13 protein-coding genes are annotated in these 13,457 nt (G+C 41.5%); 9 read left to right on the top strand and 4 right to left on the bottom strand.

Translation table 11 applies throughout. The features are described from left to right. Positions 1-390: 390 nt before the first annotated feature. From ACKLNX_RS09580 to ACKLNX_RS09550, 7 genes are all read left to right on the top strand, one after another. The gene (locus ACKLNX_RS09580; protein WP_411692619.1) at positions 391-630 is read left to right on the top strand and encodes a hypothetical protein; all 240 of its coding nucleotides are present in this window, start codon (positions 391-393) and stop codon (positions 628-630) included. A gap of 145 nt (positions 631-775) precedes the next feature. Then, positions 776-2,590 carry a PHA/PHB synthase family protein gene (locus ACKLNX_RS09575; RefSeq protein ID WP_412972193.1) on the top strand — a complete coding sequence of 605 codons (1,815 nt, stop codon included), beginning with the start codon at positions 776-778 and terminating at the stop codon, positions 2,588-2,590. Positions 2,591-2,711: 121 nt separating this feature from the next. After that, entirely contained in the window at positions 2,712-3,143 is a 432-nt protein-coding gene (gene phaR / locus ACKLNX_RS09570; RefSeq protein WP_411692617.1) for a polyhydroxyalkanoate synthesis repressor PhaR, read from the top strand. A gap of 185 nt (positions 3,144-3,328) precedes the next feature. Further along, positions 3,329-4,018 (top strand): TIGR01841 family phasin, encoded by a 690-nt coding sequence (phaP, locus tag ACKLNX_RS09565; protein ID WP_412972192.1) that lies wholly within the window; start codon positions 3,329-3,331, stop codon positions 4,016-4,018. A 33-nt stretch (positions 4,019-4,051) separates the two neighbouring features. Next, on the top strand, positions 4,052-4,405 hold the full coding sequence (locus tag ACKLNX_RS09560) for a phasin family protein (RefSeq protein ID WP_411692615.1): 354 nt from the start codon (positions 4,052-4,054) through the stop codon (positions 4,403-4,405). A 179-nt stretch (positions 4,406-4,584) separates the two neighbouring features. Beyond that, entirely contained in the window at positions 4,585-5,802 is a 1,218-nt protein-coding gene (locus ACKLNX_RS09555; protein WP_412972191.1) for a polyhydroxyalkanoate depolymerase, read from the top strand. A gap of 187 nt (positions 5,803-5,989) precedes the next feature. Beyond that, entirely contained in the window at positions 5,990-7,234 is a 1,245-nt protein-coding gene (locus ACKLNX_RS09550; RefSeq protein ID WP_411692613.1) for a lytic murein transglycosylase, read from the top strand. On the opposite strand, the gene ACKLNX_RS09545 is transcribed toward ACKLNX_RS09550, so the two are convergent. The 3 genes from ACKLNX_RS09545 to ACKLNX_RS09535 are packed head-to-tail and all read right to left on the bottom strand — an operon-like array spanning position 7,229 to position 9,409. Further along, a complete protein-coding gene (locus ACKLNX_RS09545) occupies positions 7,229-7,690 on the bottom strand; it encodes a hypothetical protein (RefSeq protein WP_411692612.1) in 462 nt (153 codons plus the stop codon). The genes ACKLNX_RS09550 and ACKLNX_RS09545 overlap by 6 nt on opposite strands. 7 nt (positions 7,691-7,697) lie before the next feature. Then, the gene (locus tag ACKLNX_RS09540) at positions 7,698-8,603 is read right to left on the bottom strand and encodes an ABC transporter ATP-binding protein (RefSeq protein WP_412972190.1); all 906 of its coding nucleotides are present in this window, start codon (positions 8,601-8,603) and stop codon (positions 7,698-7,700) included. Beyond that, the gene (locus ACKLNX_RS09535; protein WP_411692610.1) at positions 8,600-9,409 is read right to left on the bottom strand and encodes an ABC transporter permease; all 810 of its coding nucleotides are present in this window, start codon (positions 9,407-9,409) and stop codon (positions 8,600-8,602) included. Before ACKLNX_RS09535 ends, ACKLNX_RS09540 begins: the two co-directional genes overlap by 4 nt. Before the next feature lie 173 nt (positions 9,410-9,582). Here ACKLNX_RS09535 and ACKLNX_RS09530 point away from each other — a divergent pair, with 173 nt between their 5' ends. Beyond that, a complete protein-coding gene (locus ACKLNX_RS09530; RefSeq protein WP_411692609.1) occupies positions 9,583-11,736 on the top strand; it encodes a tetratricopeptide repeat protein in 2,154 nt (717 codons plus the stop codon). Between the two features lie 93 nt (positions 11,737-11,829). Here ACKLNX_RS09530 and ACKLNX_RS09525 read toward each other — a convergent pair whose 3' ends face one another. Continuing rightward, a complete protein-coding gene (locus tag ACKLNX_RS09525; RefSeq protein WP_411692608.1) occupies positions 11,830-12,942 on the bottom strand; it encodes a hypothetical protein in 1,113 nt (370 codons plus the stop codon). Positions 12,943-13,279: 337 nt separating this feature from the next. On the opposite strand from ACKLNX_RS09525, the gene ACKLNX_RS09520 reads away from it, so the two are divergent. Then, the gene (locus ACKLNX_RS09520) at positions 13,280-13,453 is read left to right on the top strand and encodes an SEC-C metal-binding domain-containing protein (protein ID WP_411692607.1); all 174 of its coding nucleotides are present in this window, start codon (positions 13,280-13,282) and stop codon (positions 13,451-13,453) included. Positions 13,454-13,457: the final 4 nt, after the last annotated feature.

Genomic DNA, 13,457 nt, shown 5'->3' with positions numbered 1-13,457 from the left:
TAAAACAGTATGCATTCGATAGGATTAAAATATTAGCAAATAAACTGCTCAAACTATAGCGAATACCGCAATAACTGCTAAAACAAAACTTATCTATAAAGCATATGATACGAATTAATCACTACTACAATGGTCGAAAAGTATAGACATTGCTTAGGCTGCATCATAGGCTAAAAGTTCACCAGTGATATTTTGCAGCTTAGGTAGGTTGATTTAGTGAGCAAATCGGCGAGATGCGCTGAATGGTTTACCGCGTGATCAAGCGTATGTTCTGCCGATTAATCTACCGCTTGCTCTATCGCGCGATCTGCTGCGTGACCTGCTGCGTGCTGCTGCGTGCTGCTGCGTGACCTATTACATCACCTATTGGTATATATTGGAGGAAAGCTAATGAAAGTCAAAATTGAATTAGATTTAAGTCCTGCTGAAGCGCGTGAAATATTCGGCTTGCCTGATTTTAGTCAGTTGCACAGTTCGATAACTGAAGATCTCGCTGAAAAATGCGCACAAGATCCACAAAAGGCATTCGAAACATTCATCAAGCCTTCAATGGAAAATAACCTGTCCGGTTTTAGCGCCTATCAAAAAATGATGGAAGCCTTCATGAAAGGGCAAAGTAAAAGCGATTAGCTTAGCCTAAATTAGTTGATAAACTATAGTGAACATTGCACCTACTAATCTCGATACTCAGTTTAAGTGAGTATCAAGCAAGAGAAGAATTTCAAGCTAGGCAAGAGTTTCAACCTAGATAAGAACATCTAAACGGAGAGTAAACATGGGAACGGATGAAAACGAAGTGTTAGCATACATCGAAAAGTATGCCACTGTTTTTAATGCCTTGGCGCAAGAAGTATTAACTCGCACAGGTAAAACGGCCGAAGGCTCATCTGCAGCCGCCGTGCCGGGTATGTTCGATCCACAAAAATTAGCATCGTTATTAAATGGCGATATTAAAGTGGATTCCAATAAACTCATCCAACAGCAAATGCAATATATGCAGAAGCAATCCGAGCTCTGGCAACAAGCTTCTAAGGCAATGATGGGCCAAAGTTTAGCCGAGGAATCGGCGAAATCTGATACATCCTCACCAAAAGAAAAGTCGAAAGATCGACGCTTTGCACATGGTGATTGGGAAGAAAATCCAGTATTTCAGTACATTAAAGAGTCTTATTTAGTTAACTCCGACATGCTCAGCAATATGGTTGATGCAATTGAATTCAGTGACGAAAAGGCAGCTAAACAAGCTAAATTCTTTACTCGCCAATATGTGAACTCCCTGGCACCCACTAATTTCGTTCTGACTAATCCTGAAGTTTGTGAAGAAGTACTCAAAAGCAAAGGCCAAAATTTAGTAAAGGGAATGCAAAACTTCCTAGAGGATCTTGAAAAAAGTCCGCTAGAAGCATTCAAAATGAGACAGACCGACAGTAGTGCTTTTCACATCGGTGTAAATCTAGCGAACACGCCAGGCAAAGTTGTTTTTCAAAACGAATTAATACAACTGATACATTACACGCCGACACAAGAGAAACATTACCAAACGCCCGTATTAATCACTCCCCCATTCATCAATAAATATTACGTACTGGATTTAGACGAGAAGAAATCAATGGTGCGGGGTTTACTAGATGCTGGATACTCCGTGTTTATGATTTCATGGGTAAATCCGACGTCTGAATTGGCCGACAAGGACTTCACCGATTACATGAAGTTAGGTCCCCTCGCCGCTATTGAGCAAGTTAAGACGATTAGCAAGCAGGAAAAAGTGAACCTAACCGGGTTTTGTGTTGGCGGTACACTATTAGCGATGACAGTTGCCTACTTGCGTGCTCAGGGCGACGAGTCTGTCGCTTCACTTACTTTCCTAACTACACTGCTCGATTTTAGTGAACCTGGTGAGGTTGGAAATTATCTGTCAGAAGATATGTTACCTATGATAGAGCAGAATGCCGACATGAAAGGTGTTTTGGACGGGCGAATTATAGGCATGAGTTTCAGCTTGCTGAGGGAAAATAGCCTATTTTGGTCATTTTTTATCGATAACTATTTGAAAGGAAAAGACCCTGCCCCGTTCGACATTTTGCATTGGAATGGAGACGCAACCAATATTCCATCTGCCTGCTTTAAACAGTATTTGCATAACACTTACTGGGAAAACAAACTCAAAGATCCTGGTGGCGTTGTCATTGATGGCGTGCCTATTGATTTGAGCAATATTGATGTACCGACATATTTTTTGTCGACCATCGCTGATCACATTGTGTTGTGGCAATCCGCCTATGAGGGTACCAAGCTTGTTGCTGGCGATTGCCGTTTTGTACTAGCAGGTTCAGGGCACTTGGCTGGTGTAATAAACCCCACAAATGGTGGTAAGTACCCGCATTGGATAAATGAGGAGCTGCCTGAATCAGCACAAGAATGGTTTGACGGAGCGACAGAAAATGCAGGTTCATGGTGGCCCGACTGGCAGAAATGGATGAAGGCAACATCTGGCAAAAAAGTGAAAGCCCTTCAGCCTGGCACGAGTAAGACTCACCCTGCACTTATGGATGCCCCCGGGGACTATGTTCTAAAGCGTTTAGACGAATAATAGAATAACAAACGCTAAAGTCATGCAAATTTTGATAAACTAAGCTAACCTACAAAGGCTCATTAATGAGCCTTTGTATTTTGCATCTTAATTTGCTGTTATTTATTCGTTAGAGGTTACCTTGGTCGTCATTAAAAAATACCCAAATCGTCGCTTGTACGATAGTACGCAGAGCAAGTACGTTAACTTAGATTATATTAAGGTGCTTATTAATGATCGGACTGAATTTAAAATCGTCGATTCGAAAACAGACGCGGATATAACGAAGTCAGTCCTCCTACAAATCATCAGCGAATCGGAAACAAACGAACAACAGTCCTTACTAACCGACGTGTTACTGAAACAACTTATCCGGTTTTACGACAGCGATATGGAAGTGTTCGTTCGACAATACCTCGAGCAAAGCATTGTTCAGTTCATCGAACAGCAAGACAAGGTACAAGGATTAATGAAAAATATGGTCGATAGTAGCCCGATCGGCATGTTTTCAAAGATTATGGAGCAAAATCTGTCAGCTTGGAATATGAATCCTTCAAACAAAAAAGATAAATAAAACAATTAATTAAGTCCTAACTCCCTTCTACTTTCAATTTATTATCAATATTATGTTGCAGCGCAGCAAAATAATGCTTGATCTTCTTCGTAGATCGACTATTATTTGAACATACAGAATGTTGCAGCGCAGCAAATTAAGTGAAACCGCCTGCAGAACTCAATCCCATAAATAGGAGATAGAATATGTTTGGTCAATTTTCAGAACAATTTAAAAAGTCAACACAACCGGCTAGTGAGTTGCTTGCTGCGAATGTAAAAGCATTAGAAGCTGTTACTGCTCAACAGACTCAATTCTTCTCAGGCTTAGTTGACGATAGCGTAAAACTTATGCAAAGCGTTGCACAACAAACTGAAGTGAAAAGCATATTAGCTGCACAATCAGTGTATGCGGAATCGCTCAGAGAGCGTTTGACGAGTACGTCAAAGAATACGTATGGCACTTTGAACGCTGTATCTAAACAGTATGCCGACACTTTGAAGTCTGGCTTTGAAACAGCGAGCGAAGCAGCTCAAGAGTCTGTGAAAGCAGCTTCATCCCAAGTAGCTAAAGTGACGCCTGTGTCTAAGCCAAAAGCTGCAAAGGCAAGTCCTGCAAAGAAAGCAGCTAGTAAAGCAGCCCCTGCAGATGCAGCGCCAAAAGCAAGCGTAGCGAAAAAAGCAAAACCTGTTACAGCTAAGAAAGTGAGCAAGGCGAAGCCAACTTCACCTGTAGCAACTAAAAAACCTGTAGCAAAAGCAGCAACAACGGTAAAGCCAGAACCTAAATCTGCCGCAAAACCAGTTGCTACATTAAGTGCCGAAGAAGTTAAGGCACCTACGAAAACAAAAAGTACTGACGTTACAACGGCATCAACGCCTGCAACGAAAGCATAATTAAATTTTATTACTAAATATTGGAGATACATCATGTTAGATCAAATCAACGAACAACTTAAAGAGTCAATGAAGCCTGTGACTGAGTTAGCTACATTAAACATGTCGACTCTTCAAGCTCTAGCTGAAAAGCAAAACGCACTTTTCTCTACACTTTTAAGCGGTGGCGTTTCATTCGCTGAAACTGCAAGCCAGCAAAAAGATGTAACTAAGTTAGCTGAAGCTCAAAAAGCATATTTAGAAGGTTTACAGGAAACTGTGACTGAAGCAGCTAAAGAAACTTATACTTTGGTTTCGGGTGCTCAAGCTCAAGCCGGCGAAATGATCAAAGGTTTAAGCGAAGAAATGACAGCTAAAATGACTGCGGCGGCTACAGCAGCTAAGTAATTAGACACTGTCTATACATGCAAATTAAGTTTGTATAAAATATAAAACAACTCCAATCACAGGGATGCATTCATCTTGGTGCTTGGAGTTTTTTTTACCCAGCAAGATATGTTGACCGCAGGCTACAAAACATATGTCTGTTCAATTCCGCTGCTGGCAATGAAGTACTAGGAGACGTGATGAACTATCAAGCATATGACTATATTGCACGAAGTGGCCAATTAATGAGTGAAGGTTTTCGCTTGGTTAATGATGTAATTTCGCATCCCAGTAATCCGTTCTCGCATACTTGGAGTGGTCGCATAGCCAGTGCAACGCTCGAATCTGCGATGCGCGTGACGCAACGTTATGACAAGCTTGGCTTTAATATCGAAACTGTCGATGTAAAAGGTAAACCCGTTAAAGTTGAAGAAGAGATTGTGTTTGCAAAACCATTTTGTAATCTCATTCATTTCAATAAAGCCGGTCAGACTGAAAAAGACAAAGTATTGCTAGTTGCACCTCTATCAGGTCATCATTCAACACTACTCAAAGGTACCGTTGAAGCCTTATTACCCAATCATGAAGTGTATATCACCGATTGGCTTGATGCGCGCGAAGTTCCCTTAGAAGAAGGGCCATTCTCATTTGATTGCTACGTCGGCTACTTGATTGAATTCCTGAACAATTTAGGTGGCGATACGCACATGATTGCGATCTGCCAGCCAACCGTTCAAGCTTTAATTGCCACGGCAGTGATGGCCGAAGAGAAAAACCCAAATATTCCAAAGTCACTTACCTTAATGGCTGGTCCTCTCGACACCAGTAAGAATCCAACGCGTGTAAATGACTTTTCAAAAGAACGTCCAATGTCTTGGTTTGAGAAAGTTGCCATCATGACTGTTCCAGTAGGTTATCCCGGTGAAGGACGTCAGGTATATCCTGGTTTCATGCAGCTAGGTGGCTTTATTTCAATGAATAAAGAAACCCACATTAAAAAGCACCAACAGTACTTCCAAAATCTACTGTTTGGTGAAAAAGAAGATTCAGAACGTTTCAGAGCATTCTACGATGAATACATGTCAGTACTTGATATGCCTGCAGAGTTCTATTTAGAAACAATAGAGCGTGTATTCAAAAATAATGAGCTGGCAAACGGCACCATTACCTACTTAGGTAAGAAAGTAAACTTTAGCGCGATAGACAATACGCCTTTACTGACGGTGGAAGGTGCTGAAGACGACATTTGTGGTATCGGCCAAACGGAAGCTGCGCAAGATATTTGTAAAAACATACCTAAACCGATGCGCAAACATCACGTTCAACCAGGCGCTGGACACTATGGGATCTTTAGTGGCTCAATGTATCGTAAGAACATTCGTCCATTAGTTACAAAGTTCATCGATAAATATTCTTAGTTCAGGCTTAGTTCAAGAACGAAGAAGCGATAAATAAACTTAGCGTCATCAAAGCAAAAAGTGCGAACTATCGCACTTTTTGTGTATTTGATGGTCAGTATGAGTAATAATCTGTGAATCTTTTATTTACTAGTTTTAGCTTTGCTTAAAGCAACTATAAATTTATTGTTAGGGAATACTCAATATTATGTTTCGACCGCTTCTTCAAATTAAAAGGTCACTTGGATTTCGTGCGTTTTTAGCGCTAAGTTGTCTATCCTCATTTTCAAGTTTAACGCTTGCGCAAACCATGCCTCAGCCTCTAGAAGGAAAGCAGGAAAGCTTTGAAGAGTGTAAGGTTACACTTGCAAGCAAAGCAAAGGAGCAAGGTGTATCTGCGTCGCGCATCGCTGCAGAAATACCGAATCTGCGCCAAATTCCAAAAGTCTTAGAATATGACCGCAACCAGCCCGAGTTCGTACAAACATTTCCAAGCTACTATAGTGCTCGCGTAAATGAGTGGCGCATCGAAAAAGGCCGAGCAGCACTTATCGAGAAGAAAGAATTTTTGGCCGAGTTGACCCGAAAGTATGGCATTCCCGGCCACTATTTACTTGCATTTTGGGGGTTAGAAACCAATTTTGGTAACTACAAAGGCAAGATGTCGACCTTAGATTCACTCGCCACTCTAGCCTGTGATCCACGCCGTAGTGACTATTTTACGGGCGAGTTAATGCTAGCGCTAAAACTCATGGACCGAGAATCGCTAAGCAAAGACCAGATGATTGGCTCTTGGGCCGGTGCAATGGGTCATACTCAATTTATGCCCACAGCCTACACGAAATTTGCCCTCGATGGCGATGGTGATGGTAAAGCCGACTTGTGGAATAGTGAAAAAGACGCACTTACCTCGGCAGCTAATTTCCTGAATAAACTAGGCTGGAAGCCCGGTTTACGTTGGGGCCGCGAAGTTGTGTTACCAAGTGGTTTTGACTATGCCAAAGTTAGCAATCAGAAAAAACCCATTAGTCACTGGGCTTCGTTGGACATTACTAAAGCCAATGGCACTTCGGTGGGGCAATTAGAGATCCCTGCTAAATTGATTATTCCAGCGGGTCATGAAGGGCCATCTTTCTTGGCCTATCATAACTTCGACGTTATTTTACGTTGGAATAATTCAGAGTTCTATGGCATTGCAGTAGGTCAACTGGCCAATCGTATTTTAGGTAATGACGAACTAAGTAAACCATTACCCGACTTGCCGAAATACAGCATTAGTCAAATGGCACAGATGCAACGCAAGCTTAATTCAATGGGCATCGATGTGGGTGGCGCCGACGGTATTATTGGCCCAGCGACGAGAGCTGGCATTCGAGAGTTTCAATTGCGTAACAATATGATTGCGGATGGTTTTCCGTCGACGACAACGTTTAATGCGATCCTGGGTTCATAGCCCAGCCGCATGCGTTACAGCTCGGTGCAAATATTCAGGCTCATCAGTCCCCAATCTAATCACGCTCCCACTCTTTAGCTTCAATTCTAGTGCGCTAAGCCCAGAGACATTATACAGCCAACCATTGCCAACTAATCGAATACCAAAGCCATGTAAAAAGCTATTCTGGACGACTTTTGCCTCTGCAATATCAGACAGTAAGCATTCTTTCTTCCAAAAACCAAAGGCAAAAGACCATTTGATTTTTGTCTCTGTCACCGTGATGGTCATGCTGGAAAATAAGAGTGAAATAACTAACAAGATAATGGCGGAAGCACTAATTGCATAAATCGCAGGCCACTTTTCGGCTTCTTCTGTCACCAAATAAACATAGACAGATATTGCGACTAAGAGTGACAAAACCGCCCCCATGACTCCAATAATAAAATAGCCTGGTTGTTTATGAGAGTACGACATAGAGATATTACCCCTTATGAAATATCTGGTTCTCCAAAGTATGACCGTTTATGAGTTGTCTATATTCCAAGTTATTCGCATGGCAGCATTGCAACAATTGAATATCGAATGCCTCCGCCGACTTCTTATATTCAATAACATATTCCTTAGCTTGACTCATATAGACACGAGTGACGCCAGGTAATGCTGAAAACACTTGCTCTAAGCTTGGGTATTGCTGAGCCAATTGTAGCGTAACAAAATGTTTATCATCGCTAGATTGAGCACGAGCATTATGTTGACTTAGCACTCCATGGTTTAAGTGTAGCACTTGTCCACACAAACGCTCGAGTTCACTCAAATCATGTGAGCTAAGTATGAAAGTGGTTTCACTGCTTAAGGAGCTCACCAGTTCTCTCACTTCACGCGCATGGATAGGATCAAGTCCAGCTGTAGCTTCATCTAGCATCACTACTTGTGGATTGCCAAACAGAGCTTGACCAATCGTAACGCGCTTACGCATGCCATGTGATAAGTCCTTAGGCCGCTGATTTGCTACTTCACTTAAGCCCACCAGCTCTAACACTCTTTCGCTCTCTTTTTTAGCCTGAGCTCTGCTGAAGCCTTGTAACTGACCGTAAAAACTGAGCTGATGGATAATGCTGAAACGCGGATCTAACTGAGCATCTTGTGGCAATGCTGCTAGTTGGCCGAATAGGTGCTGTCTACCTGCAGGGCCTCCTAAAATTGAAAGCTCTCCGGAACTCGGGAAAATATAGCCACACAACAAACTGAACAAAGTCGTTTTACCTGCGCCATTTGGACCAACTAATGCAACTGGTGCTCCCTTGTTAATTTCGAAACTTACATTATCGAGCGCAAGTTTAGCGCCATAGCTCTTTGTCAGCCCGGTTGCACTAATCAATGTACTCATATTGAACTCCTTGCGAAAATTCGCTGCGCAACAATTAACAGAATTGTAGTTTGTAACAGAGGTAATCCTAAATTCAACATTAAGCCTCCATTTTGACCTGCCATCTGTTCGAGTTGGTAACCGGGGAACACATATTCTAAAACGCTTAGCGCGGACACCTGCCAAGTAAGTAAGGCTACTATTATTTTGCCTGCAGTAAAAAAGAGAATGGCAAAAACAAAAGCTAATCGAGCAGAACTAGCAAACGTATTGAAGAAGCTCATAAGCGCAACAAAGGGAGTTATCGTAACAATAATAAAACCGAATAGTTCAAAGCTACGAGTTAATCCTGATGAAAATAAGCCAGGGTCGCGATATGTGAGCATTGCAAGGGTTGCTGCAATAGTGATAAGTATTAACACAGCTAAAATCATCACTTGACCCAAAAAGCGGCCCAGTAGAATTTCTGTTCTAGTGGCTCGTAATGATAGGAAACGCAAGGTTCCCCTCTCGCGGTCCCCAACTGTCTGATCACCACATATGAATAAACAAAAAGCAGGAAAACTATACAGTGCAATAAGCCAATAGACTGCGAGTTCTGATTCAGGCCAAGTGAGTAATTTACTTAAACCTACAGCACCAAAAGCGCCTTCTACGAAACCGGCAAATTCTTCTGAACTCATTAATGAAACTGCCTGACCAATTGGATAGCGCAGAATAAGAAACCAACAGATTAAAAATGCCGACACTGCCAACAATCCACGTTTGGTCAAAAACAGTCGAACTAATTCAAATACCGCTATATTTGCCAGTCTTTTTGCTTGCAAAGTAGTGACTCCTAAAATGTGCTTATTGAAAAGACTCTACATTAAGTGATGATTTCAGTCGACCACAGAAGACAAGAGCTTTGTAACAAAAAGCGTTGAAAAACAGGAGCTATTGCATAAGGCATGGCAGTCGACTATCCTTTGAACAAATAATATACAGAATTAATTGAACTGTGAAAAAATTCCTTAGCGAACTAAGACGACGCAAAGTCGTAAAAACCTTGGTCGCCTATGTCGGTCTTTCTTGGCTGTTATTACAAGTGGTCGGCGTTATCACCAGCATGATTGAAGTTAGTCCACTGGTTGGCCCCGGCACACTTCTACTTTTAGCCTGTGGTCTCCCCGTCGCAGTCTATCTCTCATGGCACTTTGATATTAGTCTTGAAGGTGTAGAGCGCACCCCAAGTTTAGATGAAGAAGATAACCCCACACTTAAACCGCTAGGTTGGTTACGATGGACAGGTTTAGTCTCGGTTTTCTTAGTAAGCTGCCTTATTGGTTATCAATATTTCGATTCGATAAGAGCAGAACAACAAGCAACAAGAGAAGGCTTGAATACAGTAAAATTAGCAGACTCTATAGCAGTGCTTCCCTTTACTGATCAGAGCCCTGAAAAAGACCAAAGTTACCTTGCGCTAGGTTTATCAGAAGAGATCACGAGCTTGCTTGGTCGTTCTGATGGATTCAAAGTATCTGCCTCACGTTCGAGTCAAATACTCACTGAAAAAGGACTGACACCGATTGATATTGGTCGGCGCTTGAACGTAAAAACGGTGCTTACTGGCAGTGTGCGAGCAACGGGGAATAGGTTAAAGATCCGAGTTGAACTTTTGGATACAGAAACGGGACATACCTTATGGACAGAGAGCTTTTTACGAGAACTGAAAGATATATTTGATGTGGAAAGTGAAATTGGTCGTGCTGTCGTAAATTTACTGCAAGATAGGTATATAGAAGCAGGTAGTTTTGAAAGCTTCTCTAGTACAAATAGCACTGATGCCTACGTCATGTATTTAAAAGGTCGAGAACAATACCGAAAGCAAACGACAGAATCTATGAAAGAGGCGCGTAAACTATTTGAGCAAGCTGTAGCTTTAGATCCAGAGTATGCAAAGGGCTATGTAGGCCTTGCAGACACTTTAGTTATGTTAGCGGAACATGAAACAGGTTTTGGTATTCTACAAACAGACATTGCTGCTGCATTAGGTCAACAAAATATTGATAAAGCCTTAGTGCGGCAACCAATGATGGCGGAAGCCTACGCAGTAAAAGGTTATATTTCATTTATACTCAACGACTTTGATAGCGCATTGAATGAGTTTAACAAAGCAATTGAACTAAATCCGAGCCTCTCAGCAGCTTATATGTGGAAGTTCCTTGCACTCAATTCGCTGCAACGTTTTGACGAATCTTTACTTGCACTACAAAAATCCCAAGAGCTTGATCCGCTATTTCAAACTGGTAGCTACAACCTCGGCGTTGCTTTGACCCGTTCTGGCCGCCTTGAAGAAGCTGAAGGTGTCTTTAAGCAGCTAAAGCAAGATCATCCTGATTCTACATTTTCACACCAAGGTTTAGCTGACATTTACTTTAGCCAAGGTAATATCGTTGGGGCACTTAGCGAGACACAAAAAGCAGTGCGCCTCTCGCCCGAAAATCAGCACTTCGTGTATAAATTGATTGCTCAAATGCTTCAGCTAGGGTTAAGTGAAAATATAAACAAAAGCAAAGATAATCCTGCTTGGAAGGAAGCGATTGATTACTATTATCCGAACCTTCTCATTCTCGATAAAGATTTTGATGCCTTGTTTAAACACATGGACTTTCTACTGGCAGCGAATCCAGAGGATTATTGGATTAGTTTTGAAGCAGCTTGGTATCATGCCATGTTCGGGGATAAGGAAAAGTCGTATTTACTACTGACTGAGAAAAAAAATCTTATCGACGATGCCGACACATTTTTTATGCCCCATTGCTCACCTGCAATTGAGATAGCTTGGGCAGAGCAGGCTTTAGGGAATTTGGAAGTAGCACATAAACTGATTATGAAATGCGAAGAATTGATGAACCTGCAACGTAATTCATCAATCAGCTACTTTGAACTTGATTATTTAGCAGCGCGAATTTATGCACTGAACGGTCAGAGGCCACAAGCAATTCAAGCACTTTCGAAGGCAATTAATGATGGTTGGCGTGAATGGTGGACAAAACATGATCCATTGTTACTTAGTCTGTCTGAAGAGCCTAAATTTAAAGAATTATTGCAGTTTATTGATGATGATTTAGAAAAACAAAAACTTGAAGCTTTAGCCCTGTTCGATGAATAATAAGATATAAGAGTAGAACCTCATTTGGAAGATTTAACAGCATGCAATAAAAAAGAGGCTGTCGCCTCTTTTTTACAAAGACAATTCGCCAAACTAACGTCGTTTAATTCTTATCAGAACTAAGCCCAAACCTAGGAAGAATACACCTAGAGAGGCAGGGGCTGCGACTGCAGGAATGACAGGATTTGAACTAGCCTGCAAAATGCGAAGCTGCTCAGGTTCAGAAACAAAGAATGTGGGTGCTGAAGAAACTGTAAAGTTATTTTGCTCAATGCTATTGTATCCACATAATTCAAAATCCGGCTCTACATTACCAGGGTCTGGAGGCGGTGGGCCTGGGTGAGGATATGTATTGGGATCAGCATTATGGTCTTCTAAGGCAAACTGATAGTTTTGCCATATTTCGAAGGCCCTTACGTATGGCTCGAAAGCGGGGTTTTCTATGCAAGTTCGTTCCAAATTAACCTCTTCGCCAGATTTACCGCTTTCCCAAAAGAACTTACCAGTGCTTGACGTCAAACTGACACTCGTTCTCAAAGAATAATCGCCAGCTGGCAGTGCAAAGCTGGGTATTGAATCTAAAGTTATCCAACCTTCATTGATATTGTTTACACCATTAGGCGCCAACTTAGTAGCAAGATTAATTTCACCATCCATGGTTGGTTTGCCATCAATTCTCCATTTTACATCGTAATTTATATCTGCTGATGGACCAAAATACATTCCGAAGAAAGCAAACATGGATAAAGACTCACCTTCTTCAAATTCCCATACACAAGATTCACCATAAAGATCGGCCTCTCGTTGCTCTTGAATAAGATAGAGAGCATCTCGCTCAGCCTGACTAATTTCAGCGTTATCATAACGATTGTCTATCGAAAAATATTCGTCTTCGATGTCTAATTCAATAGCTTCTTTTTCATCTACCGTCGTCCCCCCCTTAGTACACTCGTCAGGAACAGCATCCAAACCTGAAGCTCCTCCCCCTCTGTAAGCGGCAGTGCTAAGAATGCCCGGAGCATTCCACGCCGCCTCCGAAATTCCGACTTCGTTTAAGTATTGATTTTCAACAAAATAAAACGCCTCGTCATAGTTCGCGCTAAAAACACCTCTGCCACTGGTTCTTACTAATCCAGCTTCAGCAATTTGAGCAATTAAAAATGAAGTTACAAACAGCAGCGAAAATATTTTACTTTTTCCAAACATAGCCTTTCCTTTACGTTTACTTATAAACCAGATGGCTGCATTTATTAGGTGCGAGTCAACAACAATGGTGTGGGGGTAAAATGAGTTACATGTATAACTAGTGAATTCATGCATAATTCAACCCACATTTTATTTAATTAAGTTATACAGCAAGTTACGTTTAAGATGCTCTATTCAAAATTGTTTCTTTATACAAACTGTAAAAAATCTGGACAGTTGAATGGTAAAAAAAGCCTTCCTCTTGCTATCTAACATTTTGTATAAAATATTTTATTTGATTTCTACTCTAGCTGTTATTATACCCGCCGTTAGCCCCTAAAATATCAACAGGAACACCATGACAAACGAACAACACACACACGAAGAAGAAGGCCATGTCCACGGTCCAAATTGCAATCATCATCACCATGAACCACAAACTCCAATAGTGAGAGCTGGTGCCAAAATAGGTCGCAATGATTCATGCCCATGCGGTAGTAATAAAAAATATAAGAAATGCTGCGGTAAGTAGCATT

Source organism: Glaciecola sp. MF2-115 (assembly GCF_047250385.1).
In the GTDB taxonomy this organism is placed as follows: domain Bacteria; phylum Pseudomonadota; class Gammaproteobacteria; order Enterobacterales; family Alteromonadaceae; genus Glaciecola.
This window is presented reverse-complemented; position numbering and strand designations above follow the sequence as displayed.

Coding starts and splice junctions, on each gene's coding strand:
- ACKLNX_RS09580 (WP_411692619.1), top strand. CDS start 391: ATGAAAGTCAAAATTGAATTAGATTTAAGTCCTGCTGAAGCGCGTGAA.
- ACKLNX_RS09575 (WP_412972193.1), top strand. CDS start 776: ATGGGAACGGATGAAAACGAAGTGTTAGCATACATCGAAAAGTATGCC.
- phaP (WP_412972192.1), top strand. CDS start 3,329: ATGTTTGGTCAATTTTCAGAACAATTTAAAAAGTCAACACAACCGGCT.
- ACKLNX_RS09560 (WP_411692615.1), top strand. CDS start 4,052: ATGTTAGATCAAATCAACGAACAACTTAAAGAGTCAATGAAGCCTGTG.
- ACKLNX_RS09555 (WP_412972191.1), top strand. CDS start 4,585: ATGAACTATCAAGCATATGACTATATTGCACGAAGTGGCCAATTAATG.
- ACKLNX_RS09550 (WP_411692613.1), top strand. CDS start 5,990: ATGTTTCGACCGCTTCTTCAAATTAAAAGGTCACTTGGATTTCGTGCG.
- ACKLNX_RS09545 (WP_411692612.1), bottom strand. CDS start 7,690: ATGTCGTACTCTCATAAACAACCAGGCTATTTTATTATTGGAGTCATG.
- ACKLNX_RS09540 (WP_412972190.1), bottom strand. CDS start 8,603: ATGAGTACATTGATTAGTGCAACCGGGCTGACAAAGAGCTATGGCGCT.
- ACKLNX_RS09525 (WP_411692608.1), bottom strand. CDS start 12,942: ATGTTTGGAAAAAGTAAAATATTTTCGCTGCTGTTTGTAACTTCATTT.
- ACKLNX_RS09520 (WP_411692607.1), top strand. CDS start 13,280: ATGACAAACGAACAACACACACACGAAGAAGAAGGCCATGTCCACGGT.